Source organism: Micromonospora sp. NPDC047557 (assembly GCF_043205095.1).
GTDB lineage: Bacteria > Actinomycetota > Actinomycetes > Mycobacteriales > Micromonosporaceae > Micromonospora.
Window position 1 is genome coordinate 13,660 of record NZ_JBIDDK010000018.1, and the last position, 25,263, is coordinate 38,922.

Below are 25,263 nucleotides of genomic sequence, written 5' to 3' on the forward strand. Positions count from 1 at the left end.
GTCAGTCGGGCAGGAACACCGCCAGGGCGGATGTTCTCCCATGGACGCCAGTAAGCTCTAATGGAGATCTCCCCGCCCCCAGGAGGTTCCGCCGTGGCGAGCGTCGCCGAGCTGAAGGCTGCCATCGATGTCGCTCTCCAACAGATCGGCGACGGGCAGACAGCCGTCCAGGCGGCCGGTGAGAAGCTCGCCGAGGCGCAGCAGACCCTGGCCGGCGCGCTGGAGGGCAGCGGGCACGAGACGGTCGAGGCGGCCCAGGCGTCGCTGACCCAGGCCAGCCAGGAGCTGGAGGAGTGTCTCGCCGCGACACTGGTCGCGGTCGAGCAGGCGCAGCTCTACGTCTCCACTCTGTAGGCCACCGTGTCCATCATCGAGGACATCGGCGGCCAGGTCCGCGCGGCCAGCGAGGAGTTCCCGGTCGGCCTGCTCGGGCAGGCCCTGGAGAAGTTCGGCCTGGCGGCGGAACGGCTGCGCTGGGTACGACAGGAGTCGGCCAACCCGATGGGGGTGCCCGAGCTGTCCGCCGCGACCGAGCACGCCGAGAGCGCCAACTACGCGCTGCGGGTGGCGCAGGAGCAGCTGTCGGCCTATCTGGCCGCGATCGGGTTGGCCGCCGACGGCGCCCCGCCGCCCCGCCCGCAGCAGCGGGACCCGCGCCACGACGCGGCCCCGCCGCACGGGCCGACCACCGTGGCGCCGGAGCAGGCCGAGCAGGTTCGGATGCGTCGCTGGTGGTCGGTGCGGGTGGCCGAGCTGACCGGCGGGCGCGACGGCGGCGCCGACGAGCCCGACGAGCGGCTGCGCGACTCGCGGGAGCTGCTGCGCCGGGTCGTCGGCGGCGTGCGCGCCGGTGACCGGGACCGGCTGCGCACCGAGCTGCGGCGGGCGCCCGCCGACGTGGGGCTCGGCATGGCCGCGCTCGCGCCGCCGCTGCTGCGGGAGCTGGCCGGTGAGCTGCTGGGGCATCCACCCCGCGCCACCGACCTCGGCCGGCTGCGCGGCGAGCTGGACGGGCGGGTCCGGGACCTGCTGCCCGGGTTGCCGCCGCCGGTGCTGGAGACGCTGCTGACCCGGGTGTGCCGGATGCCGCCACCCCGCGCGTCGGGAGAGCCGCCGCACGCCGCCGACTCCGCGGTCACCGCCGGCGTGGCGACCGGGCTGCTGCTCGCTCGCCTCGGCCGGGACCTGCCCGTCGCCACCGGCACGCCACCGGCCACCGGTGACCAGCGCCCCGGCGACGCGGGTCCGCGCCCCGCTGAGCCACGCTCCGGGAGGGCGACGCCACGGCCCCCCGACCCACCCTCCGGCGGCGTCGGTCCACGTCCTGGCGCGGTCAGCGGTAGGCAGGCGTCCGGCGGCGTCGTGCCGCAGCGGGGCGCCGGCCTGCCGCCGCGGACCGGCAGTCCGTGGCGGGACGCGCCGGCCCGCCGGGGTTCCGATGGCTGACCGGCGCGGCCAGCTTGTCACCCGAATCCGGGACACCCTCTCCGAGGCGCTGGGTGCCACGCGTACCCGGTTGTCGGCCGCCCAGGCCGAGCTGACGGCGGGCCGCGAACGGCTGACCCGGGTCCGCCGGGCGGCCGCCGCCGTACCGCAGCGGGTGGGCGCCCAACGGGACCGTCGCCTCGCCGACATCGACGCCCGGCACGCCACCCGGATCGCCGAGCTGGCCCGCCACGCCGCTGACGCCGCCCGCCGGGAGGCGCCCGGCTGCGCCGGCGCCGACTGGCCGGGTTGGACGCCCACGCCCACCCGCCGGGCCGAGCCGCCCGGCGCGCTGCGGGTCGGCACGGTCCGGCTCGACGACGTCGACCCGGTGCCCGCGCTGGTGCCGCTGCTCGACGCCGGGCACGTGCACCTGTCCGGGAACGACCGCGCCGGCTGCGACGCGGTCGTGTCCGCGCTGCTGTTGCGGGCCGTCGGCCGCGCCGACCCGGGCGGGGTACGACTGGTCGGGTACGACCCGGAGCACCTCGGCGGCGGCCTGGCCGGGTTCGCGCCCCTGGGCACCGCGGGGCTGCTGACCTTCGTCGGGCCGGGCGGGTTGGGCCCGCTGCTGGACGACCTGGTCGAGCAGATCCGCCGCATCAACGAGACGGTGCTGGCCGGCGAACACGGCTCACTGCGGGAGCTGGCCGCGGCGACCGGACGCCGCCCCGAGCCCTGGCGGGTGGCGGTGCTGCTCGGCGGCGACGAGCTGAGCCGGCACGAACGCGGCCAGCTCGAACGAGTGGTCCGCGCCGGCGCCGCCTGCGGGGTGCACCTGGTGGTCCGGGGCATCCCCCTGCCGGACGACCCGACGGTGACCCGGGTGGTGACCGAGGCGTCCGGCGCGCGGATCGGCGGCCCGTCCGGCCTGTCGGTCCGGCTGGACCCGCCGCCACCGGCGACGCTGGTCACCGAGACCTGCCGGGAGATCGCGGCCCAGGTCAACGCCGGCCCGCCGCCGACCCCGTTCGCCGACCTGCTGCCCCCACCGGAACAGATGTGGCGGGAGGACTCGGCCGGCGGGCTGACCGCCCCGATCGGTGAGGGGCCGCAGGGCCGACCGGTGCGCCTGACCCTGGGCGACTATCCACCGCACGCGCTGATCGGCGGACCGTCCGGCACCGGCAAGACCAACCTGATCTTCGCGTGGATCGGCGCCCTCGCCGCCCGCTACTCCCCCGCCGAGTTGGAGTTCTATCTGCTGGACTTCAAGGAGGGGGTGTCCTTCGCTCGGTTCGCGCAGGGCCGGCGCGATCCGAGCTGGCTGCCGCACATGCGGCTGGTCGGCATCAACGTCAACACCGACCGGGAGTTCGGGTTGGCGCTGCTGCGGTTCCTCACCGAGGAGTTGCGTCGCCGCGCCGACGCCGCCAAGAAGCACGAGGTGACCAAGCTGGCCGAGCTGCGGGCGGTCGACCCGACCGGGCACTGGCCCCGGGTCGTCGCCGTGGTCGACGAGTTCCAGATGCTGCTGGCCGGCCGGGACGTGGTCGCCCGGGAGGCCGCCGACCTGCTGGAGGACCTGGCCCGCCGCGGCCGGTCGCAGGGCATCCACCTGGTGCTCGCCTCGCAGGACGTGCGGGGCATCGAGGCGCTGTGGGGCCGTCCGGCGCTGGTCGCCCAGTTCACGTTGCGGATCGCGCTGCCGAAGGCGCTGCGGATCCTGGCCGAGCGCAACGACGCGGCGCAGTCGCTGCCCCGCTGGCACGCGGTGGTCAACGCCGAGTCCGGCATGGTGGAGGGCAACGAGGTCGCGCGGATCCCGTCGGCCAGCGACTGGGAGACGTGGAGCGGCCTGCAACACCGGCTGTGGCGGATGCGCCCGCCGGACGCCGCGCCGGCCCGACTCTTCGACGGTGACGCGATCCCCCGGCTGGACGAGGCCCCGGACTTCCGGGCGCTCGTCGCGCCGCCGGACGGCCGCGCGCCGCGCAACCCGGTGGCCCTGCTCGGCGAGATCATCGACGTGCAGTCCCGCTCGGCGGCGCTGCGGCTGCCGCGCGCACCCGGGCGCAACCTGGCGGTGCTGGGCACGCGGGTGGACGAGGCGTGCGCGGTGCTCGACTCGGCCGCCCGGTCGCTGGCCCGCCAACACCCGCCGGGCACCGCCCGGTTCTCCATCGCCTGCCTCGACCCGGACGCCGATCCGATCGCCCGCGCGCTCTACGACGACCTGGCCGACGACGCCTCCTGGTACGACGAGGAGACCGTCGGTGAGTTGATGACCGAGACGGCCGACGGGCTGTCCGGCCCCGGCAGCCCGCACTACCTGCTGCTGTTCGCGGTCGACGCGGCGGCCGGCGCCCTCGCCGCGCGTACGGGTCGGCGTACCGGCCTGGAGCAGCTGCGCCGGATCCTGCACGACGGACCGGAGCGGCGCACCCACGTGCTGGCCTGGTGGCGGGGCGTGGCGCGGATGCGCGCGGACCTGGGCGGCCCGGCCGCCCGCACCGACCAGATCGGTGCCTGGGTGGCGCTGGATGCGCACGGCGGCGAGTTGGGCGCCTCGCTCTATCCCGGCACCGGCGGCCCCGACTGGTATCCCCGGCCGTGGCGCGGGCTCTTCTTCGACCGGGCGGTGCACCGCACCGGGCAGGTGCTCATCCCCTATGGACCGTCGCGATGAACCAACCGGTGACCAGTGACACGTACACGGCGCAGCTGCGGCGACTGGCCGAGCTGAGCGCCCGGGTACGCGAGCAACGCGCCGAGGCGCACACGTGGTACGAGCGGCAGTGCGCGGCGGCCGAGCGGGCCGTCGCCGACGCCGCCGACCAGGTGCGCCGCGCCGAGGAGGAGTTGGTGGCGGCCCGCGAGGAGCAGGAACGCGTCGACGCCGAGGTGGCGCACCTGTGGCAGCAGGTACGGGCCCGCCTCGGCACCCGCCGTCTCGGTGCGCCGCCCGCGCCGACCAACGGCAGTGCGGTCGGCGAGCCGGTGCTGCTGCTCGGCCGGGCCCGGGACCTGCTCGACCGGGCCGGGCAGCCCGGTGAGCTGCCGAGCTCGGTCAACCCGCTGCTGGCGCTCTGCGGAGTGGCCGGCGCGGTCGTGGCGTACGCGCTGGGCTCCGGCGCGCGGGCCCTCGGCGTCGGGTACGGCGGGGACCTGGCGGTCGGGATGCCGGTGCTGGCGCTGGTGGTGACCCTGCTCGGGCCGCTGGTCGGCCTCGCGCCCGCGCGGGTGCTGGCCGACCGCCGACACGCGGTGCTCGGCCCCCGCCCGATAACAGTGGTCCTCGGCGCCGGCCTGGTGACAACCGCCCTGCTGCTGATCCTGACCCGCTGACTCGCGAGGCGCCGGCAAGCCGTCGGATAGCCGACCGACGGCACGGCGACTCGAAAGCAGAACTTCGATACGGTACGCCAAATGGCGAGCTTCTTCCTCCGCTACCACGCCGACGACATGGGCTTCATCACGCGCATGATCGATGACGCGCTGACCGCCCGTTTCGGGAGCGACCGCGTCCACCGAGACAGCCGTTTCGTTGCCGCCAGTCCCGGTATCTCCGCGGTCATTGAGCGTCGACTGTCCGGCACGACGGCGCTGATCGTCGTGCTCGGGCCCCAGTGGCGCGACGACAAGGACGGCCTGCTGGGTGGTTCTCCGACCCTCCTCCAGCAGACGATCGAGATCGCGATCGCGCTGCGGGTTCCGATCATCCCGATCCTGGTGGGTGCCGTTGATCCGCCGGCCGAAGCGGATCTTCCTGAGGGTCTCCGGCCACTGACCCGCCAGCAGTACCGGCACGTTCGCACACGCACCGCCGAGCCGGACATCCACCGCCTGGTCGACGACCTCGCCACGACCTTCGGCGCCGACACCAGCGGCACGCTGCCGACGATTCCGCTGATCCGCAGCGAAGATCCGGCGCGGCTGTTCATGCCGGCCCTCGGATCCCGCCCGGCGACCGTGGTCGTCGACGCCACCGACTCGACGCGCTACATCGTGGACGTCAGCGAACACCGTGTCATCGTCGACCTCCGGTTGCCCTCGAAGGACGAGGGGTACGGCTTCGTGGCATCGTTTTCTGTCGTTTTTGCAGTGACCGATCCGGCGGAGGTTGTCCGGCGCGCGGTCACGGACGCCGTGGCGCCGATCCGCGACTTCCTGGTAGGGGTCTGTGAGCCGATCGCCCGGCGGTTCAGCCTTGACGAGGCGGCGCAGGCGGAGAAGGCCGTCAACCGGCAGATCGGTCGGGACATCCCCATCCCGGGTGGAGTCACTGTTCGCTCTGTGTGGACGCGGTTGACTCTCGACGAACAAGGACGCCGACGCTTGTGGGAGATCACTGCTGAGGGACGCTGGCGATCCACGACTTACGGCGGCCAGCAGCGCATAGGGTTGAGAATGGCAGCCGGTTCGCGAGCAAGACTGCTGGTGGTTCGTGCGCCCACCCAGATCCCGGTAGGCCACGACCTCAGCGTCGACGTACGGATCAGCAGCGAGGGACGGTTGGTGCACCCGGCCGCGGTGACCGCACGGATGGCGAGCTTCGCCGTGGCCAACGAAGGCACCCACGTCACCCTGACCGCCCACGCCCCCGCCGGCCTGCACGTCGAGGGACCACTGCAGCACACAGTCCTCGTCATGCCGGACGAGGACCCGGCACCGGTCCGGTTCGACTTCGGGGCGCGTACCCCTGGTCTGCATCGGGTCGACGTGACAGCCTGGGCCGGCGGCACGTTCCTCACCGAGGTGTCCGTCGAGGTCTCCGTCGCGGACGGTGGGCCGTTTCGCGACGGCCAGCCGAAGGCGGCGGTGATGGCTACGCCGCAGGCCCGGCCGGGAGAGGTCACCATGGAGGTGCGCTTCGACGGCACAAGGTACACCTTTCAGCTGCGGTCCGACGCGGCGCTGTTCGCCCCTGTCGTCGAGTCGGTCACGCAGACGCCGAACACAGCGGTGGAGAACGCGATAAGGGAGCTGCAGCAGCTGGCCGGGGGCGGCTCCCGCTACAGCGCCCGGATGACCCGCGAGCTCATCCGGTCGGCGGGTATCCAGCTGTGGTCAGAGATGGTGCCCGCCGACGTGCAGGACCAGTTCTGGCAGGTCGGTTCCGACATGAGCGCCTTCACCATCGCCACGGACCACGACGTGGTCCCGTGGGAGCTGCTCTATCCGCTCAGCGCCCGGCACGACGCCGGCTTCCTCGTCGAGCAGGTCCCGGTGGTACGCCGCACATATGGTCAACACCGTACCTCGAAGCTCGGCCTCCGGTACCCGAGGTTCGTGGTGCCGACGAGGGCTCCCAGCGGGGCGTACGAGGAGGTCGCCGCCATCCGCGCGATCCTCGGCACGGCTGGCGGCGAGCCGATCACCAAGGCCGACGAACTGCTCACTCTGATCAACTCCGGGGGCCTGGGGACGACCAATTTCGCCTGCCACAACACGTTCTCGCCGGACGGCTCGTTCATCGACATGGACGGCGGCCGGTTCAAGCCGGCCCTGCTCGCCGAGGCCAGCATCCGCAGACCGCTCGCGCAGACCGGCCCCCTGGTGTTCATCAACGCGTGCCGGAGCGCGGGCACGGCACCGACGTACACGAGGATGCTCGGCTGGGCCCAGCAGTTCATGTCGTCCGGCGCGGGTGCGTTCGTCGGCACCTTGTGGGCGGTGCGCTCGGAGAGTTCGGCCCGCTTCGCCATCGCGTTCTACGAGTCGCTCGCCGAGGGCGCCACGCTCGGCGCTGCCGCTCTCGCCGCCCGGACGGAGCAGCAGGAAGACCCGCTCGATCCGACGTGGCTCGCGTACAGCGTCTACGGCGACCCGTTCGCGACCGCAGCCTGAATGCCCGACACATCGATTCGTGAAGAAGGGCGGTCAAGGCATGAACGTCATCGACTACAGCGTGCCGGTCGAGGACCTGGTGTCGGCGGTAAAGAACGCGGTTAAACAGGCCGGCATCTCGGCGACCGACGTGGGCCGCCGGGATCTGCGAGTCGGCTCGGTTCAGCTGACCTTGAGCGCGGTCGTCACCACGAAGCTGGGCGGTGGCCTCGACTTCCGCGTGCCGGTGATCGGCTGGAAGGTCAAGGTGGGCGGTAGCCGCTCCCGGCAGAAGACCCACACGATCGACATCACCCTCGTCGCGGAGGACCATCAGGACCAGCACGAGCTGCGCAACGATGCCGTCGAGGAGTCCCTCGTCGAGGCGATCACCACGATCCGCGCCGTGGTCGCCATCGGCACCGGGGGCGACGACCCGTTGGTGCTGAAGACCAGCACCGTGGAAATCGTCTTCGGCATCACCGACCAGGGCACCATCTCGGTGGGCGCGGAGGGCGAGCTCACCGACGAGGTCACCAACACGCTCAGGATCGAGCTGCTCAGCGCCAGGGCCGGCTAGGCACCCCGCCGCCCGCGCATCGGCGGCGGCGTACCTCAGGCCGGGATCAGGACGGCCTCGCGCAGCAGGCGGCGGGCCAGGGTGACCCGGTCGGCGTCGTCGGGCAGACCGGGCAGGTCACCGACGCGGGTGACCGTCCCGCTGAGCAGGGCGCGGGCCGCCGGCTCGCAGTCCGCCGGCAAGGTGATGGTGCGGTCGAACAGGCGCAGCGCCACCTGGTCCGACCCGTGCGGCACGAGCTGCCAGCGCAGGCCCGGACGCAGGGTGAGCCGGGAGTCGGCGTCCAGCGTGGCCACGGCGCCGGCCTGGGCGAGCGGCCGGATCGGCGCCGGTCGGGCGGCCGGCCAGGCGCGGTGGCGCAGTCGCGCCGCGACGGCGGCCGGGTCGGCGCGCAGCAGCCAGTCCCGCAGCGCCTCCACCGTCTCGGTCAGCTCCGGCTCGATGGCGTCGGGGTCGGCCACGTCGGTGCCGAACGGCAGGCTGGCACGCAGCCGCTGGTCCTCGGCGGCCAGCGCGAGCAACTCTTCGACCAGGGCATAGCGCGTCAGCGCGCGGATGCCCACGGTCAGGTGCAGCGAGCTGGCGTCCTGGGCCTGCGCGCTGTGCAGCCAGCCGCGGGGCAGGTAGAGGGCGTCGCCGGGGGCGAGCACCACGTCCAGCGCGGCGGGGCCCTGCGCGGTGGCGGAGACCTCGTCGGCGCGACCGCCCCACGGCTGCTTCTCCAGCGGGTCGGGCAGCACCGGCGGGTGGATCCGCCAGTGCTTGCGGCCGTCGACCTGGAGCACGAACACGTCGTGGGTGTCGTAGTGGGTGGCGAAGCCCTGGCTGCCCGCGGGGGTGAGGTAGGCGTTGATCTGGAGCGGCTGGTTCAGCGCGAGGCCCAGGTCCCGGGCGAAGTCGACCAGCGGCGGCCAGATCCGGTGCAGGCCCTGCAGGACCAGGGTGGCACCGCCGGCGTACTGCTCCAGAACCCGCTCGTCGAGGACCTGGTCGCCGATCTCCGCGCCGGCGCCGCCGCCGCCGGTCCACCGCGCCGCCGGCACGAGCTGGCCGTCCTTGGCGACCCGCAGGAAGGGAGTACGCAGACCGCGCCGGCTGAGCAGGTCGTCGGCGTCGGCGGGGCTGAACAGGTCCGTGAAGCCGGCCGGGTCGGGCAGCTCGGCGGCGCGGGACAGCAGCGGGGTGTGTCCCCAGTGCGCGGCGGCGAACTTGGCCGGCTCGACCGAGACACAGCGGGCCAGCGCGGCGGCGGCGTCCGCGGACGGAACCGCCGGGCGGCCGTGGCCGCCCGGCGGGTCGAGGTGCGTCATGACGATCCGTTACCGGGCGCTGCCGTCGGCGCCGCCGTCCTGGTGACCCGGGGTCGCTCCGCCATCGGCCGGACCCTCCGCGCCACCGTCAGCGCCGCCATCCCGCTGGCCCGGGGTCGCTCCACCGTCGGCCGGACCCTCCGCGCCACCGTCAGCGCCGCCATCCCGCTGGCCCGGGGTCGCACCGCCATCGGCCGGACCCTCCGCGCCACCATCGGCGCCGCCATCCTGGTGACCCGGGGTCGCTCCACCGTCGGCCGGACCCTCCAGGCCGCCGCCGCCCGTGGTCTGCATGTCATCGTCGTTGAGTGCCATCGGTACTCCCTCGGGTGTGCCGCCCCGCCGTACGCCGGGGTCCGTCGTGCTGCGGGTGGTACCCCACGCGCGATCTTCTCTAACCCACACCGTAGACGCCGAACCGGGGCGACACGGGCGGTTCGCGGGCGGTGGCGGTCGGTGTCAGGATGGGGAGGTGATCCTGGTGGGCACCTCCGGTTGGCAGTACCGGGACTGGCGGGGCCGCTTCTACCCGCAGCGGCTGCCGCAGCGACTCTGGTTGGAGCACTTCGCGGCGGGCTTCGCCACCGTCGAGGTCAACAACGCCTTCTACCGGCTGCCGGAGCGGGAGACGTTCGCGGCGTGGCGGGCGCGGACGCCGGCGGACTTCTGCGTGGCGGTGAAGATGAGCCGCTACCTCACCCACATCAAACGTCTGCGGGACCCGGCCGAGCCGGTGGCCCGATTCCTCGGCCGGGCCACGGCCCTCGGTGACCGGCTCGGGCCGGTGCTGCTGCAACTGCCACCGAACCTGCGGGCGGACGTCGACGCGCTCGACGCGACGCTGCGGCTGTTCCCGGCGCAGGTGCGGGTGGCGGTCGAGCCGCGCCACCCGTCATGGTGGACCGACGCCACCCGTGCCGTCCTGGAACGGCGGCGGGCCGCGCTGGTCTGGGCGGATCGCCTCGGTCGTCCGGTGGCGCCGCGCTGGCGTACCACCGACTTCGGCTACCTCCGGCTGCACGAGGGGCGGGCCCGACCGTGGCCGCACTACGGGCGTACCGCGCTCGGCTCGTGGGTCCGCCGGCTCACCGACGCGTTCGGCCCGGACGAGCCGGCGTACGTCTATTTCAACAACGACCCCGGCGGCGCGGCCGTCACCGACGCCGTCGCCTTCGCGGCGCTGGCGCGCGCGGCCGGTCATCCGGTGTCGCGGGTGCCCTCCGCTGCCGAGGCCGACGCCTCCGAGGCCGACGCCTCCGAGCGCTGAGCCCGCCCGACGGCGTCGTCGGGCGGGCTCACGCGTCACGGCGTCACGGCGTCACGGCATGAACGTGGCGAGATTCTTCGGCATGGTGTCCTTCACGTCCTGCCACTCGCCCTGGGTGACGTGCCGACGCAGGGTGTCCAGCACCACCTGCGTCACCCGCTCCGCGCCGCCCTCGACGTCATACGGGAAGCCCTGCCGGACCTCGTAGAGGAAGTCGTCGCGGTTGAGCTTGATCGGCACGTCCGACGGGTTCCAGCCGTCGAAGTAGATCCCCCGGACCAGCACCGGCAACTGCTGGGCGAACTCGACGCTCTCGTTGACCGGCAACCGGTCGCGCAGCAGGTGCAGCACCGTACGCAGCGCCGCGTACGACTGGTTGCGCTGCTCCTTCGGCCACCCGTAGGCGGTCTCGATGTCCTTGAGGATCAGGTTCGTCTTGTCCAGCGAACTCTCGAAAGCGGAGATCATCGCTTCAGCCATCGGTCGACCCCCGTTCCGTCGTGTCCCACCGTCGGTCGTCGGCGCGTCGCGGCGGCCCCACCGGGCCGCGGCGGGCCCGTACCGGGGTGCCCTGTGGCGCGCGCCGGGTGTTGTCGGCCGTGCCGACCACGTGCAGGACGGCACCCCGCCGTCGATCCGTCACCACTCGAACCGTCATCCCCCGTCACCTCCGTGTCCTCTCCGGCGTCGGCCACCTCCGTGCGGCCGTACCCACCGTGTCCCACCGTGCCGGTCGGGCGGGTGAGCCGGCCCCACCCGGATCGGGTGAGGTCACGGCCGGTACCCCCGTTTCTGTCCAGACGAATGAGGAATGATTGATTCATGACCGTGCGTGACGTGAGAACCGACGAATCCCTTTCCGGCGTACGGGTCCTGGTCACGGGGGCGACCAGCGGTCTTGGCCGCTCGATGGCCGAGGCGCTGGCCGACAGCGGCGCGCGGGTAGTCATCACCGGCCGCGATGAGGGCAGCACCGCCCAGGTCGCCGAGCAGATCGACGCCGATCGCGGGCGGGTCGGTGGCGTCGCCATGGACGTGCGGGATGAGCGCTCGGTGGCCGACGGTGTCCGCCGGACCGTCGACCGCCTGGGCGGACTCGATGTGCTGGTCAACAACGCGGGGATCGGCATGCGAACCGTGAACCCGCAGTTCTTCACCGAACCTCGGGGCTTCTGGGAGGTCACGCCCGACGGTTTCCGGGACGTGATCGACACGAACCTCACCGGCTACTTCCTGGTCGCCCGCGCGGTCGTACCGACCTTCTTCGCCGCCGGCGGCGGACGCATCGTGACCATCTCGCTCAACGAGGAGACCATGATCCGTAGAGGTTTCGTGCCCTACGGCCCGTCACGAGCGGGGTCCGAGGCGCTGTCCCGCATCATGGCCGCCGATCTGCGCGAGCACTCGGTATGGGTCAACGTGCTCCTGCCCGGCGGGGCCACCCGTACCGGCATGATCCCTGACGGGATGCCCCAGGCGGTTCGCGAGCAGATGCTTGATCCCGCCGTCATGGCCGCGCCGATCCGCTGGCTGTGCTCGCCGGCCGCCGACGGTGTCACCGACGAACGCATCGTGGCCCGCGACTTCGACGCGTGGCTGCGTACCCGGACGACCGATCCACGCCCATCCGCGACGGCCCAGCGCTAGAGGTGCCTGACGCCTGCGAACCAGCTGGTGCGTCGGCCGCTACGTATCCGCAGCGAGGAACTCCTGTAGCTGCTGCCCGTTCCGCTGCGCGTAGTCCCGGTAACAATTGTTCATGAGGACGTGGGTCTGCCCGGCGGAGTCGGCCAGCTCGCGCAGCTTCGGCGCCCAGTCGGCCAGTTCCCGCTTCGAGTAGTGGTAGCCGAACTTCTCGTGGATGTCCTTGCTGGTCCACTTGTCGCTGTGGCCGTGAAAGCGCATCACCGCGAGGTCGCCGGTGGCGGCCAGCACCGGCGGCACCGACGAGCGGTGGCCCTGCGGCATGTCCACACAGACGTACGGCAGCCGATGCTCGCGGAGGAAGGCGAGGGTCTCGTCGGCGTTGTCGCCGTCGAACCAGGACGCGTGGCGGAACTCGTAGGCCGGTCGCAGCGGCGCACAGCGCTTCGCCACCTCCAGCAGGTACTGCTTGTTGGCCCGCTTGATGGTGAACCAGGGCGGGAACTGGAACAGCAGCGCCCCGAGCTTGCCCGCCTCGACCAGAGGGTCCAGCGCGGACAGGAAGCGCGTCCACACCTCCTCGTACGCCTGCGCGGGCAGGTCGTCGGGGTAGACGTTCTTCTTGTCCGTCTCCGGCCGCAGGTCCTTGTAGAGCGCGCCGACCCGGGTGGGATGCCCGGTGAGCAGGCTGAAAGCCTTGATGTTGAACGTGAAGCCGGCCGGGGTGCGCTCGGCCCACAGCCGGGCGGTCGCCTCGGCAGGCGGTGAGTAGTACGTCGCGTCGACCTCGACCAGCGGAAACTGCCGGGCGTAGTACGCCAGGCGCTTCTCCGGGGTGTCCGCGGTCTGGGGGTACCAGCCCGAGTCGAGCAGTGTGCGGTCGGTCCAGGACGCGGTGCCCACCAGGATGTCACCCATGGGGAAAGTCCATCGTGTCGTGGACCGACCGGCAACCGCTGCCGTCGCTCAGGCCGCCCGCCGCTCGCGGGTCTGCTTGCAGGTCACGCAGGTAGTCGCGGCCGGGAAGATCTCCAGGCGCTCCACCGGGATCGCCGCCGAGCAGCCCTCGCACCAGCCGTACGTGCCCTCGGCGAGGCGGCCCAGGGCGTGCTCGTACTGGGTGCGCCGGTCGAGAATGGTCCGCAGCAGGGACTGCGCGGTGTCGCGCTCGGCCGTCTTGGTGCCGCTGTCGGCCTGGTCGTCGCCGGCGGTGTCACCGACCTCCACCAGACGCAGCACCTGGCTCTGCAGCACGGCCTGCTCGTACTCGGCGGTCAGCTCGTCGTAGCGCGCCTGCAGGGAGTGCCGGATCTGGTCGATCTCCGTCTGGGATCGGCCCGTACCGACCGTGTCGTGGACGAGCATCGCTGCCTGCCTTTCCTGGGCCTGGTGGCTCAAGGTGAACCGGGTGCCGGCGGCGTGGGCCCCGGTCAACGGTCGCATCCGGTACGCGGGCGGTCACCCGCGCTCTGTGAGCCGGGCGAGTACCCGCCGCACGTGACACGCAAACCGGCGAATTTCTCAGCTGCCGCCGGCCTGCACGAGCGCGGGGTGACGGGGGTCGTCGGCGCGTACCACCACGTCGGCGAAGCTGGCGGGGACCACCTCCTCGGCGTAGCGGTCGAAGGCCGGCAGGGTCCACTCGTCGGCCGGTTCGGTGCGGCGGCGCAGCGCCGCCGGGGACAGCTGAAGGTGGACGGTCACGTCGAAGGGCAGCGCCCCACCGAGCAGGAGCGCGCCGCTGACCAGGACCACGCCGCCGGGTGGCAGGTCGACGTACCGGGCGCGGCTGGCCCGGTCGGCGACGGCGTCCCACAGCGACGGCAGCACCCGCCCGTCGCCGCCGGGGCCGGCCGGGTCGAGCACCTCGCGGCGCAGGCCGGCCTCGTCGTTCCAGCCCTCGTAGTAGGCGTCCGGGTTGGTGCGACCGAGTTCGAAGCGCAGCGACGCGGGTCGGAGAAAGTCGGCGGCGCGGACGTGCAGGACCGGGCGGCCCCGGGCGCGCAGCGGGTCGACCAGCGCGGCGGCCAGCTCGTCCGGGCCGGCGGCGGGGGCGCCGTCGACCGCCACGCGCAGCCGGGCGGGCTCGACGGTGCGGGAGGCGTCGTCGAGCAGGCCGGTCAGTTCGGCGACGAGCAGGTCGGGCGAGATGGGACGGATACGCACCGAACCATCCTGCCCCGCCCGCCGAACAGGCGGTCGTCGGACGGTCAGCCGGTGCGGTCGACGGTGACGCGGGCGTCGTCGGCCAGCCGGTAGCCGACGCCGTAGACGGTGGTGACCAGGGGAACGTCCACGCCGACCTTGCCGCGCAGCCGGCGCACGTGCACGTCGACGGTGCGGACGCCGGCGTGCTCATAGCCCCAGACGGCGTTGAGCAGTTGCAGCCGGGTGAACACCCGGCGGGGGTGGGCGACCAGGTGCAGCAGGAGGTCGAACTCCAGCCGGGTCAGCGGCAGCGGCTCGTCGTCGCGCAGCACCGACCGGGACGCCGCGAGGATGTGCAGGGCGGGGATCGTCGGGGTGAGGGCTCGGGCCGGCGCCCGGTTGGCCGGCACCCCGTCGGCGCGACGCTCGGCCGGAACGGAGCTGGTGATCACGCCCTCGCCCCGCTCCAGCATCTCGCGCGCGGCTTCGAGCAGCCGCCGGGCCGGCGGGGTCAGCGACTCCTCACAGGCCAGCGGGATGGACAGCGTCACGGTGAGCATGGGCGCGGCGGTGTTCGCCGGGCGGCGTTGACCGCCGGGAGGTCGACCGGGCACCGCGGGTTGGGACGTATGCCATCCGGCGCGCGACGAGGCGGGGCTGACCGACATGGTCCTCCTTGGGCTGGTCCGGGTATCTCCCCACGGCCCGGGACGCCGCTTCATCGATGCTTCCCGGCGCCCGGGCGAGGGTCAAGAGGCGGCTGCGTTGCATGAATGTGACAATTGACGAACACATCGGAGCCGGATGCTCGCTCTGCGTACGAAGCCAGATGATTACAGCAGAGCCGCCAGGATGCCCCGATACGGGGGTCCCCGTCCTGTTCACCATGTCACCGCCGCCGCTTGCGGACCGCCGCACGAGCGCTGCTCAGCGGGTGTGGTCGACGCTGATCCGCGCCTCGTCGCCCAGCCGGTAACCCACCCCGTAGACGGTCGTGACCACCTCCGCCCCGGCCAGCTTGGCGCGCAGCCGCCGGACGTGCACGTCCACGGTGCGGGCCACGGCGTGTTCGTAGCCCCAGACGTTCGACAGCAGCTGGAGGCGGGTGAAGACCCGGCGTGGACGCTCGGCGAGGAAGAGCAGCAGGTCGTACTCGATGCGGGTCAGCGCGACCACCCGGTCGCCCAGGCGGACCACCCGCGAGCCGGCCAGGATGCGCACGTCGGCCCCGTCGGTGTCGGCGGCTGGCAACCCAGCGGCGGCGGGCACCTCGGCGGTGGCGGGGCGGGACAGCGGACGCGGCGTCGACGGCACGTCGTCAGCGGGGCGCAGCCGACCCTCCCCGGCCTCGGCCAGCTCGCCGAGCAGTTGCACCAGCCGGGCCAACCGGGGGCTCATCGGCCCGGGGGCCAGGTCGAGGGTGATGGTCAGGGTCGGGCCGGTACGCGGGCGGACGGCGGCCCGACCCGGGTGACCCGGCGAGTAGGGACGGGTGGGGATCGCGACGACGGACATCGTGCCTCCTGAGATGGCGGTACGCCCGCCACGCCCGGTGCGGCGTGGGGGTCAGCGGCGCGCCCAGCCGGCGGTGACCGGGGGCGCGAGGGGGGATGCGCGGTGCAGCGGGGTGGGGCCGAGCGCCGGCAGGCCGGCGATGCGCCAGGCGGCGAAACCACCGTCGACGTCGGTGGCCCGGTGCAGGCCGATGTCCTGCAACGCGGCGGCGGCGAGCGACGAGGTGTAACCCTCCTGGCAGATGACGACCACCGGCACGTCGTAGTCGACCGCCTCGGGCAGCCGGGCCGGGCAGCGCGGGTCGAAGCGCCACTCCAGCACGTTGCGCTCGACCGTGAGCGAGCCGGGCACGACGCCGTGCGCGGCGCGCTGGGCGGCCGGCCGGATGTCGACAAGCAACGCGCCGGCCCGGCACGCCAGGTGCGCCCGCTCCGGGTCCAGTCGGTCGAGGCGGGCTCGCGCGGCGGCCAGGATCTCGTCGATGCCCCGGGAGCCCGGCGGTGGCACGGGTGCCGGACAGTGCTCGGCGGTGACCTGCATTATCGATTCCTTCCGGTGACGAGAGGACGGTGCGAACGAAAGGCTCACCAGGACCGGCCAGCCTCGGCGACCTCGGCGACCCGCAGGCGCCCGTCGAGCAGGTCGTAGCGGGTCATCCGGCGCAGCGCCGGCCGGTAGACGTGCACGCTGACCGCCGGCACCGGGCCACGGTTGGTGACCCGGTGGACGTGGCGGGGGCCGAAGCGGCGGGCGGCGCCAGCGGGCAGCAGACGAGGGCGCAGCGCCGCGCGGCTGACCGTCTCCTCGGTGAGGGCGCCGGCGACCACCCGGAACGCGCCGGCGGAGCCGCCATGGTCGTGCAGGTCGGTGCCCTGGCCGGGCAGCCAGCTCAGGGCCCACACCTCGTGGTCGTCGGCGGTGGCGAGCCGGGCGTACCAGCGCTCGGTGGGATCGAAGCGCAGCGCGACCGGCCAGCCGGCCGGGTCGGCCCACCGGGCGGCGACGGCGAGCAGGTCGGGGGCCTGGCGATCGTGGGTCATCGGTGGTTCCTCAGCGGGTCGTTCGGCGGGGTGCCTCCGTACTCTAGCCGGCAAACCCTATAGGTTTAGTAGGTAATTCCACATGTCGGGAGGCGAGCAGGCGACCGCTCGGGCTCAGCGCAGAACCGGGGGGCCCACCCGGTAGCCGGGCAGCGACGGCCACCGCACGGTCAGCACCACCGAGGCGCGCTCCGCGTACCAGGAATGATCCACGCCCCGCGCCCACACCACGTAGTCGCCGGGAGCGGCCAACCGGACCGTCCGGTCCGGCAGCTCCACCCGGAAGCACCCGTCGACCAGCACCAGCAGGGTGGTCCGACGCTCACCGGTCGCCCACCGCGCGCGGGCCTCCCCGGGCGGGTGCACGCCCCACTTCACCTCGACGTCGGTGCTGTGCCGGATCTCGTCCGGCGGCGCGAAGTGCCCGAGCAGCCAGCCACCGTTGCCGACGCCGTCGACGCCCGCGTTGCCCACGTAGACCGTCTCACCCATCGGACCCCTCCCCCACCGCGCCGGCCGAGCAACCTATCAGGACCTCGGCGACTACCCTGGACCGGTGACCGATGACCTTGACGCCGAGACGTTGGCGTTCGCGCACCGGATGTTCGACCTGGCCCGCGCGGGCTCCACCGAGGAGCTGGCCGCCCAGGTTGACGCCGGCCTGCCGGTCAACCTCACCAACGACAAGGGCGACACGCTGCTGATCCTGGCCGCCTACCACGCCCACCCGGACACGGTGGCCGCTCTGCTGGCCCGCGGCGCGGACCACACCCGTACCAACGACCGAGGTCAGACCGCACTCGCCGCCGCGGTCTTCCGCAGCAGCGCCGACGCCGTCCGCGCGCTGCTCGCCGCCGGGGCCGATCCGGCGCACGGCACCCCGTCCGCGGCCGAGACCGCACAGTTCTTCGACCTGCCGGAGATGGCCGCGCTGCTGCGGGCCGGCTGACGCAGCCCCCCACGGGCCGGTATACAGGGTCGGTGGAAGATCCCCTGCCCGAACAGATGCGTGCCGCCGGCACCGCGCTGCTGGCCGCGCTCGACCCCGCGACCCGCATCGGCGCCGTGTACCCGTTCGACGACGAGTCGGCCCGGCGCTGGCTGGAATACCGCCCCCGCCCCCGCCCCGGCGTCTGCCTGGCCGAGCTGGACGTCGCCGGGCGCAAGGCCGCGCACCGGCTGCTGGCCACCGCGCTCAGCCCATCGGCGTACGCGCAGGCCATGGCGATCATCGCGCTGGAGGAGGTCCTCGACCGGGCCGAGGGCTGGCACCGCGGGCGGCACAGCGGCGACTACTGGATCGCCGTCTTCGGGGACCCGGCCCGCGACGACCGCTGGGCGTGGCGGCTCGAAGGGCACCACCTGTCGGTGACCATGACCGTGGTCGACGACCAGGTCTCCCCCGCGCCGATCTTCTTCGGCGCCAACCCGGCGGCGGTGCGCTACGCCGGGCACACCATCTCCCGACCGCTCGGTGTCGAGGAGGACCTGGCCCGCGCCCTGCTCGACGCGCTCGGACCGGCCGGGCGGGCCGCCGCGATCATCGCCGACGAGGCGCCGACGGACATCATCAGCGCCACCCGCGCTCGGGTCGACGGGCCCCTCGAACCGCTCGGCGTGCCGGCCGACCGGCTCGGCCCGACCGGCCGCGCGCTGCTCGACCAGGTCGTCGCGCTCTACCTGGACCGGCTGCCTCCCGAACTGGCCGTGCAGGAGGCGGCCCGCATCGAGGGCGGCCAGCTGCACTTCGCCTGGGCCGGCCCGACGAGGCCCGGCCAGCGGCACTACTACCGGGTGCAGGGCGACGACCTGCTGATCGAGTACGACAACACCAGCGACGACGGCAACCACGCGCACACCGTGCTCCGCCGCCCCGCCAGCGACTTCGGCGCCGACATCCTGGCAACCCACCACCAGGCCCATCCCCACTGACCCGTACCCCGGGGCGCGACGCCCCGGGAACCGTCATGATCAGCGCGTCGAGGTGGGGCGGGTGGCCTCGATGAGGAAACGTCGGGCGTGGGCGATGAAGGCGCCCTCGGCCGTGATGCGGCGGTGCAGGGCGAGCAGTTCGGGGCGGTAGCGGTCCACCGTGAAGCCCGGCACCGTCCAGACCACCTTGCGCAGGAACCAGACGACCGCGCCGATGTCGTGGAAGGTGGCGCGCAGCGTGGCCCGGCGCAGGTCGACCACCCGCAGCCCGGCGGCCTCGGCCGCGGCGACCGCGGCCGCGGGGTGCCGCCCCTCCGGCGGAGGCAGCGGGCCCAGGATCGCCTCGCTCAGCTCACGCATGGTGCCCGGACCGATCTGCTGGGACAGGAACGTGCCGCCGGGGCGCAGCACCCGGGCCGTCTGGGCCCAGTCGGTGTGCACCGGGTGCCGGCTGACCACCAGGTCGAAGGACCCGTCCTGAAACGGCAGCGCCGAGTCGGGGGCGACCGCCACCACCGTCGCTCCGAGCGGGCGCAGGGTCCGCCGGGCGACCTCGACGTTCGGCGGCCACGCCTCGGTCGCCACCAACACCTTCGGCGGGTACGGAATCTCGGCCAGCACCTCGCCGCCACCGGTGTCCACGTCCAGCGCGGCGTCGGCGCGTGCCATTCGTTCGGCGACCAACCCGGCGTACCCCCAGGGTGGACGTTCCTCGGTGGCCCGACCGGCCAGCCAGTCGAAGCCCCAACCGTCGACCGGCGCGGCGGCCGCCTCCGCGATCAACTCCTCGGCATCACGTTCGGCGCTCATGGCGGTCAGCCTCGTCGGCCGGCCGGACGGCGGGCAACCGATTTGCCGGCGCGTGCGCCGGGTTGGTCACGGGCGGGGGCGGGCGACCTCGACCGTGCCACCGGCGAGGGTGTCCAGGCCGCCGGTCTCGGCCCGGCCCGCGTCGAACTGGCGCATGAGCCGCGCGCCCAGGTGCACACCCATTCCACCGGCGGTCAGCGCGACCAGCTCGGTGGCCAGGATCGCGACCGTCGCGCCCCGGTCCGGCGAGTGGGCGCGCACCAGGCAGGTGACCAGGAACAGGCCCGCCATGGCCGCGTTCACCAGGTTGAAGGCGATGGCGGTGCGGCGGGTGCCGTCGACCGGCACGTCCCACAGGTCGACCATGCCCGCGACCGCCGTCATCGCGGCGGCGAACAGGGCGGCGACACCGGTCCAGTAGCCGACCTCACCGAGGAAGGCCGGCCCGCCGAGGACGTCGGTGAGGTCGAAGACGGCGGCGCTGACGAAGAGCCCCAGCGGGAACGTCACCAGCATCGGTTGGATGGGATGCCCCTGCACCCGCAGCCGGCTCTGCATCGTTCCTCCCCAGGGTCGGCGCAGCTCACCAGTACCAGAGTGCTACCCGACCCCTCGTCGCGCGAAACGACACCGCCCGACTCGCCGCCGACCGGGAGAACGGGCACGCCCGGCCGGTCAGGTCTCGCGGGGGCGGGACACCGTCCGGATGAGGCGTTCGGCCACCTCGCGCAGCGGGATGTCCAGGGACGAGGCGGCGGTGCGCAGCACGTCGAGGGCCTCGGCCGCCGGGCAGCCGCGCTGCGTCATGATCACACCGATGGCCTGCCCGATGACACCGTCATGCAGGAGCGAGGCGTCCCGCTCACCGACGAGCGCCTGCTGGCGGCTCCGGTCGCGGACGGCGGCCAGCAGCAGGCCGGCGTGTTCGGCGAGCAGCATCGCGGTCAACTGGTGCTGCGGGGTGAGGACGTCGGGCGCGGCAGCGTACAGGTTGATCGCCCCGATGACCTGGTCGTCGATGTCCAGCGGGGCGGAGATGACCCCACGGACGCCGAGGTCGCGGGCACGGGGCGTCCAGGCCGGCCAGCGTGACTCGCCGGCCAGGTCCACCGCGAGGATCATCTCGCGACGCCGGATCGCGCTCATCGCCGGCGAGTCGGGGCCGTGGCGCAGGTCGTCGAGGCCGGCCAGCCGCTCGTCGGAGGCGGCCACGCCGGCCGGCTCGCCGGCCCGCAGCGCGGTGAAGCCGCACCAGCGCACCCCGGCCACCGCGTCGCGGGTGACCCGGACCAGCGCCAGCAGCGCCTCGTCGAAATCGGTCAACGCAATCAGGCCGGCGGTCAGCTCCCGCAACAGCGCGGCGGTCTCCAGCACACCGAGTCGCTCGACCACCGGTTCCCGCGTGTCCAGGTTCACCGTTCCACTGCCCTCGTACGCCCTCGCGTGCATCCCGCCAACGTCGTCACAGGTGCCATCGTCTGCTCTCTTCCGAGTTGACCGACCCGCCCTACTACCCTCGCAAACCGGGATCGAAACGGCGTAAGGAGGGGCCTCTGCCCCACCCGGAGGTGTGGCAGAGGCCCCGAAGGTCAGGTCAGCGCGAGGCGCCGCTGAGCCGCCGCCCGATCGAGGCGATCAGCCGGTCGAGCTCGGAGCCGAACGGGTTGTCGTGCACCAGGTACGTCCAGGTGGCGGTCGGCCGGATCAGGGTGCCGTCCTCGGGCTCCCAATCCTCATCGAATTCGGTCTCGGTGAACGTGGCGATGGTGCGGGCCTCGATCTCCGGGACGAGGTTGTTGAACGCCGGCACCGCAGCGCGGTGGAACTCGTCCAGCGGGTCGAGCCGGCCCAGCGCGCGCAGGTGCACGCCCTCGCGCACCTCCGACAGCTCGGCCAGGTGCTCGGCCCAGAGCCGGTCCAGGTGGAAGAGCGCGATCGAGCGGGCCACCCGGGCGAGCAGGTCCTCGTCCATCTCGCCGGCCTTCTCGGGCACCTTGTCCAGCAGCATCAGCGCGGCCACGTCGCTGGTCAGCAGCCGCTCCCGGCGGGCGGCGAGGGCAATGCGCTGCTGCTCGATCACCACGCTGTAGCGCCAGGTGTTGCGGTGGATCTCGTGGTTGACGCCCTCGGCGACCCGCTGGGCGTGCTCGACCGCGTAGTCGACCTGCTCGTCGGTGACCAGGCCGTCGGCGTTCATCCGCGGCGACGCCGGCACCGAGTCGGCCGCGTGCCGGACGACCAGGTCGTCCTCCAGGCTGACGAAGAAGACCGAACCACCCGGGTCGCCCTGCCGGCCGGCGCGGCCACGCAGCTGGTCGTCGACGCGGCGGCTGTCGTGCCGGCCGCTGCCGATCACGTACAGGCCGCCCAGCTCGGCCACCCGCTCCTGGTCGGCCTGGTCGCTGCCGCCGAGCCGGATGTCGACGCCCCGGCCGGCCATCTGGGTGGAGACGGTCACCGCGCCGTACGCGCCGGCCTCGGCGATGATCGCCGCTTCCTCGTCGTCGTTCTTGGCGTTCAGCACGACGCAGGACACGCCGGCCGCGTTGAGCCCGGCGGCCAGCCCCTCGGACTCCTTCACGTCGAGGGTGCCGACCAGCACCGGACGCCCCTTGGCGTGCCAGCGCTGGATCTCGTCGATCAGCGCCTCGTCCTTCTCGGCGCGGGTCGCGTAGATCCGGTCGGGCTCGTCCTCGCGGACACACGGGGTGTTCGGCGGGATCACCGCGACCTCCAGGCCGAAGAACTCCCGCAACTGGTCGCCGACCAGCACCGCGGTGGCGGTCATGCCGCACACCTTCGGGTAGAGCGCGATGAACGCCTGCACGGCGATGGTGCCCAGCACCTCGCCCTCGGCGGTGGCGTCCAGGCCCTCCTTGGCCTCGACCGCCGCCTGGAGCCCGTCGGGCCAACGGCGGCGCTGGGCCACCCGGCCGCGCATCTCGTCGATAAGCTCGACCGAGCCGTCCCGGACGATGTAGTCCACGTCACGGTGCAGCAGGGCCTGGGCGTGCAACGCCACGTGGACCGCGGAGAGCTGCTCGACGTGCTCGGAGTCGTACAGGTCGATGCCGAGCTTGGCCTCGACGGCGGCCAGGCCGGCGGAGGTGAAGGCGACGCTGCGCCCATCCTCGGCGACCGTGTAGTGCCGGCCCTTGCGCAGGCCGCGCACCAGCGCGGCGGCGGCGTGCACCGGATCCTGCTCGCCCGGCACCGCGCCGGCCAGGACCATCGGCACCCGGGCCTCGTCGATCATGATCGAGTCGGCCTCGTCGATGATCGCGGTGGCCAGCGCGGGCTGCACCCGGTCGGCCACGTCGGTGACCAACTGGTCGCGCAGGTAGTCGAAGCCCGCCTCGCTGACCGAGACATAGGTGACGTCGCAGTTGTAGGCGTCACGCCGCTCCTGCGGCGTGGACGCCTCGTTGACCCAGCCGACGGTCAGGCCGAGCAGCGTGTAGATGGGTTCCATCCACTGGGCGTCGCGGCGGGCCAGGTAGTCGTTGACGGTGAGCACGTGCACCGGCCCGTTGCCGAGCCGGACGTGCCCGTACGCGGCGATGGCGGCGGTCAGCGTCTTGCCCTCACCGGTGGCCATCTCGGCGACCTTGCCGGAGAGCAGCGCCATCGCGCCGAGCAGCTGTACGTCGTACGGTCGCTGGTCGAGGCCCCGGCGGGCGGCCTCGCGGCCGACGGCGCAGATCTCCTCATAGCCGGCGGCGACGCCGGCGGCCTCGGTCAGCTCGGCGTCGTCCAGCGCGGCGAGGTCATCCTCGCGCCCCTCGATCGCCGGCAGCAGCTTCTCCAGCGGAGCAAGATCCACGGTTGATCCCGGGCGCTGGAGAAACCGCCGGAACTTGCTCTTGAACCGTTGCGACACACCCATGAGCGGCAACGGTACGCGATTCCAGCCGCCTTGCGCGGCCCGGCCGGCCGGGTATCCGCCGGCATGTCGATTCCGCGTCGCCGCCGGATCAGGCGACCAGCAGTTGGTGGGTGGCCAGCTCCCGGTAGAGCGGGTCGGTGGCGGTCAGCTCGGCGTGGGTGCCCACCGCCACCACCCGGCCGCCGTCGAGCACGACGATCTGGTCGGCGTCCACCACGGTGGCGAGTCGATGCGCCACGATCAGCAGTGTCCGGCGGGCGGCCACCGCGTCGATGGCCCGGCGCAGCGCGGCCTCGTTGCGCGCGTCGAGGTTGCTGGTCGGCTCGTCGAGCAGCAGCACCGGAGGGCCGGCCAGCAGCGCCCGGCCGATGGCGAGGCGCTGCCGCTCACCTCCGGAGAGCAGCACCCCGCCCTCCCCCACCTGCACGTCCAGGCCCTGCGGGGTGCGCTGGACGAGGTGGCTCAGGTTGACCTCGTCGAGGACCTCGCGCAGCCGGTCGTCCGTGGCGTCGGGCGCGGTGATCAGCAGGTTCTCGCGCAGCGTGCCGGCGAGCACGGGGGCCTCCTGCTCCACGTACCCGAGCCGGCCGCGCAGCGCGTCGCGGGGCAGCTCCCGCACATCGACCCCGTCGACGCGGACCGCGCCGGCGCTCACCTCGTAAAAGCGCTCGACCAGGGCCAGCAGCGTCGACTTGCCGGCGCCCGAGGGGCCGACCAGGGCGGTACGGGTGCCGGTCGGCACCGCGAAGCTGACGTCGTGCAGCACCGGCGCGCCGCCCGGGTAGCCGAACCCGACCCGGTCGAACTCGATCATCGGGGCGGGCCGGCGGGGGGTCGTCGTGGCGGTTCCGGCCGTCGGCCGGTCCGCCGCGCCCTCCGCCGGCACGGCCAGGATCTCCTCGATCCGCTGCAACGCGCCCAGACCGGACTGCAACTGGGTGTACGCGCGCAGCACCTGGCCCAGCGGCAGCGCCAGGAGGAACAGGTACATGACGAAGGCGACCAGGTCGCCGACGGAGATCGCCCCGGCGGCGACCCGCGCCCCGCCGATCCCCAGCACCAGCAGGAACGCTCCCTGCACGGTGACCGAGCCGATCGGGCCGATCAGCGCCTGCACCCGGGCCACCCGCAGCCCCGCCGCGTACGCCTGGCGGGCGCTGCCGGTGACGGTCTCCGTCTCCCGGCTCTCGGCGCGGCTGGCCCGGATGGTCCGAGCCGCCGAGATGGCCCTCTCCACCGCCGAGGTCATCTCGCCGATCCGCTCCTGGGCGAGGCGGGCCAGCGCCCGGACCCGGCGGGCGAAGGTGGCGGCGAAGCCGAGCCCCAGCGCCACCCCGAGCAGGGTGACGCCGAACAGCAGCGGGTCGAGCAGCACCATCGCGGTGCCGGCGCCGAGCACCATCACCGCCCCGGTTACCGTCTCGAACAGCCCGGAGGTGACGACCGCCCGCAGCAGGGTGGTGTCCGAGCCCACCCGGGAGAGCAGATCGCCGGTGCGCCGCTGGTCGTACTCGGCGATGGGCAGCCGCAGCAGGTGACCGGCCAGCCGTCGCCGGGTGCTCAGCACCAGTCCTTCGGCGGTGCGTTGCAGCAGGTAGTCGCGCAGCCCGCCGATCGCCGCGCCGAGCACCACGAGCGCCACCAGCACCGCCACCAGCGCGGACACCGGGTGCTCGGCGCCGATCCGGTCGAGCACCGACCGGGTGAGCAGCGGCTGGGCCAGCGATGCCGCCGAGCCGAGCAGCGACAGCGCGCCCACGGCGACGAGGGTGCCACGGTGCTCCCGCAGGTACGGCAGCAGCGCGGCCAGACCGACCGGCCGGTCCTTCGGGGTGCTCATGGCGGGAACGGTAACCCGCCCTGTCACCCCGCGTGCG

Annotated in this window: 27 protein-coding genes; 10 read left to right on the forward strand and 17 right to left on the reverse strand. The window is 73.4% G+C overall.

The genetic code is table 11. The features are described 5' to 3' along the window. Window positions 1-93: 93 nt before the first annotated feature. The 6 genes from ACGGAQ_RS29175 (at window position 94) to ACGGAQ_RS29200 (ending at window position 7,834) form a co-directional block, all read left to right on the forward strand. A complete protein-coding gene (locus tag ACGGAQ_RS29175; protein ID WP_007076395.1) occupies window positions 94-354 on the forward strand; it encodes a hypothetical protein in 261 nt (86 codons plus the stop codon). A gap of 6 nt (window positions 355-360) precedes the next feature. Beyond that, window positions 361-1,446, forward strand: a complete 1,086-nt coding sequence (locus ACGGAQ_RS29180; protein ID WP_393054710.1) for a hypothetical protein — start codon at window positions 361-363, stop codon at window positions 1,444-1,446. After that, window positions 1,439-4,114: an FtsK/SpoIIIE domain-containing protein gene (locus ACGGAQ_RS29185; protein ID WP_393054712.1), complete on the forward strand. Its 2,676-nt coding sequence runs from the start codon at window positions 1,439-1,441 to the stop codon at window positions 4,112-4,114. The genes ACGGAQ_RS29180 and ACGGAQ_RS29185 overlap by 8 nt, the downstream gene beginning before the upstream one ends. Then, the gene (locus ACGGAQ_RS29190) at window positions 4,111-4,773 is read left to right on the forward strand and encodes a hypothetical protein (protein WP_393054714.1); all 663 of its coding nucleotides are present in this window, start codon (window positions 4,111-4,113) and stop codon (window positions 4,771-4,773) included. The genes ACGGAQ_RS29185 and ACGGAQ_RS29190 overlap by 4 nt, the downstream gene beginning before the upstream one ends. Before the next feature lie 81 nt (window positions 4,774-4,854). Beyond that, complete coding sequence (locus tag ACGGAQ_RS29195; protein ID WP_393054716.1) at window positions 4,855-7,275, forward strand: CHAT domain-containing protein; 2,421 nt, start codon at window positions 4,855-4,857, stop codon at window positions 7,273-7,275. 40 nt (window positions 7,276-7,315) lie between these two features. Further along, window positions 7,316-7,834, forward strand: a complete 519-nt coding sequence (locus ACGGAQ_RS29200; protein ID WP_393054718.1) for a trypco2 family protein — start codon at window positions 7,316-7,318, stop codon at window positions 7,832-7,834. A gap of 35 nt (window positions 7,835-7,869) precedes the next feature. On the opposite strand, the gene ACGGAQ_RS29205 is transcribed toward ACGGAQ_RS29200, so the two are convergent. Together ACGGAQ_RS29205 and ACGGAQ_RS29210 are read right to left on the reverse strand one after the other, a co-directional pair. After that, window positions 7,870-9,144 carry a cupin domain-containing protein gene (locus tag ACGGAQ_RS29205; protein WP_393054720.1) on the reverse strand — a complete coding sequence of 425 codons (1,275 nt, stop codon included), beginning with the start codon at window positions 9,142-9,144 and terminating at the stop codon, window positions 7,870-7,872. A 9-nt stretch (window positions 9,145-9,153) separates the two neighbouring features. Next, the gene (locus tag ACGGAQ_RS29210; RefSeq protein ID WP_393054722.1) at window positions 9,154-9,459 is read right to left on the reverse strand and encodes a hypothetical protein; all 306 of its coding nucleotides are present in this window, start codon (window positions 9,457-9,459) and stop codon (window positions 9,154-9,156) included. Between the two features lie 157 nt (window positions 9,460-9,616). Between ACGGAQ_RS29210 and ACGGAQ_RS29215 the strand changes: the two genes are divergently transcribed. Then, on the forward strand, window positions 9,617-10,411 hold the full coding sequence (locus tag ACGGAQ_RS29215) for a DUF72 domain-containing protein (RefSeq protein WP_393054724.1): 795 nt from the start codon (window positions 9,617-9,619) through the stop codon (window positions 10,409-10,411). A 51-nt stretch (window positions 10,412-10,462) separates the two neighbouring features. Here ACGGAQ_RS29215 and ACGGAQ_RS29220 read toward each other — a convergent pair whose 3' ends face one another. Both ACGGAQ_RS29220 and ACGGAQ_RS29225 read right to left on the reverse strand, forming a co-directional pair. After that, window positions 10,463-10,891 carry a DUF2267 domain-containing protein gene (locus ACGGAQ_RS29220; protein ID WP_393054726.1) on the reverse strand — a complete coding sequence of 143 codons (429 nt, stop codon included), beginning with the start codon at window positions 10,889-10,891 and terminating at the stop codon, window positions 10,463-10,465. Continuing rightward, a complete protein-coding gene (locus ACGGAQ_RS29225; protein WP_393054728.1) occupies window positions 10,884-11,069 on the reverse strand; it encodes a hypothetical protein in 186 nt (61 codons plus the stop codon). The genes ACGGAQ_RS29220 and ACGGAQ_RS29225 overlap by 8 nt, the downstream gene beginning before the upstream one ends. A gap of 179 nt (window positions 11,070-11,248) precedes the next feature. On the opposite strand from ACGGAQ_RS29225, the gene ACGGAQ_RS29230 reads away from it, so the two are divergent. Further along, window positions 11,249-12,058, forward strand: coding sequence for an SDR family NAD(P)-dependent oxidoreductase (locus ACGGAQ_RS29230; protein WP_393054730.1), 810 nt, complete (start codon window positions 11,249-11,251; stop codon window positions 12,056-12,058). A 39-nt stretch (window positions 12,059-12,097) separates the two neighbouring features. Here ACGGAQ_RS29230 and ACGGAQ_RS29235 read toward each other — a convergent pair whose 3' ends face one another. The 8 genes from ACGGAQ_RS29235 to ACGGAQ_RS29270 form a co-directional block, all read right to left on the reverse strand. Next, the gene (locus tag ACGGAQ_RS29235; RefSeq protein ID WP_393054732.1) at window positions 12,098-12,973 is read right to left on the reverse strand and encodes a DUF72 domain-containing protein; all 876 of its coding nucleotides are present in this window, start codon (window positions 12,971-12,973) and stop codon (window positions 12,098-12,100) included. 48 nt (window positions 12,974-13,021) lie between these two features. Beyond that, window positions 13,022-13,420: a TraR/DksA C4-type zinc finger protein gene (locus tag ACGGAQ_RS29240; RefSeq protein ID WP_007459738.1), complete on the reverse strand. Its 399-nt coding sequence runs from the start codon at window positions 13,418-13,420 to the stop codon at window positions 13,022-13,024. 156 nt (window positions 13,421-13,576) lie between these two features. Then, window positions 13,577-14,221 carry a uridine kinase gene (locus ACGGAQ_RS29245; RefSeq protein ID WP_393054734.1) on the reverse strand — a complete coding sequence of 215 codons (645 nt, stop codon included), beginning with the start codon at window positions 14,219-14,221 and terminating at the stop codon, window positions 13,577-13,579. A gap of 44 nt (window positions 14,222-14,265) precedes the next feature. After that, window positions 14,266-14,871, reverse strand: a complete 606-nt coding sequence (locus ACGGAQ_RS29250; RefSeq protein WP_363940473.1) for a winged helix-turn-helix domain-containing protein — start codon at window positions 14,869-14,871, stop codon at window positions 14,266-14,268. A 259-nt stretch (window positions 14,872-15,130) separates the two neighbouring features. Further along, the gene (locus ACGGAQ_RS29255) at window positions 15,131-15,718 is read right to left on the reverse strand and encodes a winged helix-turn-helix domain-containing protein (RefSeq protein WP_393054736.1); all 588 of its coding nucleotides are present in this window, start codon (window positions 15,716-15,718) and stop codon (window positions 15,131-15,133) included. 51 nt (window positions 15,719-15,769) lie between these two features. Continuing rightward, entirely contained in the window at window positions 15,770-16,258 is a 489-nt protein-coding gene (locus ACGGAQ_RS29260; protein ID WP_355137049.1) for a rhodanese-like domain-containing protein, read from the reverse strand. A 44-nt stretch (window positions 16,259-16,302) separates the two neighbouring features. Further along, entirely contained in the window at window positions 16,303-16,758 is a 456-nt protein-coding gene (locus tag ACGGAQ_RS29265; RefSeq protein ID WP_393054738.1) for a cysteine dioxygenase, read from the reverse strand. Window positions 16,759-16,872: 114 nt separating this feature from the next. Continuing rightward, window positions 16,873-17,250 carry a signal peptidase I gene (locus tag ACGGAQ_RS29270; protein ID WP_354860324.1) on the reverse strand — a complete coding sequence of 126 codons (378 nt, stop codon included), beginning with the start codon at window positions 17,248-17,250 and terminating at the stop codon, window positions 16,873-16,875. Window positions 17,251-17,314: 64 nt separating this feature from the next. Between ACGGAQ_RS29270 and ACGGAQ_RS29275 the strand changes: the two genes are divergently transcribed. Beyond that, the gene (locus ACGGAQ_RS29275) at window positions 17,315-17,707 is read left to right on the forward strand and encodes an ankyrin repeat domain-containing protein (RefSeq protein ID WP_387182413.1); all 393 of its coding nucleotides are present in this window, start codon (window positions 17,315-17,317) and stop codon (window positions 17,705-17,707) included. A gap of 32 nt (window positions 17,708-17,739) precedes the next feature. Next, complete coding sequence (locus ACGGAQ_RS29280) at window positions 17,740-18,690, forward strand: DUF3500 domain-containing protein (protein ID WP_393054741.1); 951 nt, start codon at window positions 17,740-17,742, stop codon at window positions 18,688-18,690. 39 nt (window positions 18,691-18,729) lie between these two features. Here ACGGAQ_RS29280 and ACGGAQ_RS29285 read toward each other — a convergent pair whose 3' ends face one another. The 5 genes from ACGGAQ_RS29285 to ACGGAQ_RS29305 form a co-directional block, all read right to left on the reverse strand. Continuing rightward, the gene (locus ACGGAQ_RS29285) at window positions 18,730-19,500 is read right to left on the reverse strand and encodes a class I SAM-dependent methyltransferase (protein ID WP_393054743.1); all 771 of its coding nucleotides are present in this window, start codon (window positions 19,498-19,500) and stop codon (window positions 18,730-18,732) included. Between the two features lie 66 nt (window positions 19,501-19,566). Next, window positions 19,567-20,058 carry a DUF2231 domain-containing protein gene (locus ACGGAQ_RS29290; RefSeq protein ID WP_354862118.1) on the reverse strand — a complete coding sequence of 164 codons (492 nt, stop codon included), beginning with the start codon at window positions 20,056-20,058 and terminating at the stop codon, window positions 19,567-19,569. Window positions 20,059-20,175: 117 nt separating this feature from the next. After that, entirely contained in the window at window positions 20,176-20,916 is a 741-nt protein-coding gene (locus ACGGAQ_RS29295; protein ID WP_393054895.1) for a GAF and ANTAR domain-containing protein, read from the reverse strand. Between the two features lie 178 nt (window positions 20,917-21,094). Then, window positions 21,095-23,386 carry an accessory Sec system translocase SecA2 gene (gene secA2 / locus ACGGAQ_RS29300; protein WP_393054745.1) on the reverse strand — a complete coding sequence of 764 codons (2,292 nt, stop codon included), beginning with the start codon at window positions 23,384-23,386 and terminating at the stop codon, window positions 21,095-21,097. A gap of 88 nt (window positions 23,387-23,474) precedes the next feature. Next, window positions 23,475-25,226, reverse strand: coding sequence for an ABC transporter ATP-binding protein (locus ACGGAQ_RS29305; RefSeq protein WP_393054747.1), 1,752 nt, complete (start codon window positions 25,224-25,226; stop codon window positions 23,475-23,477). Window positions 25,227-25,263: the final 37 nt, after the last annotated feature.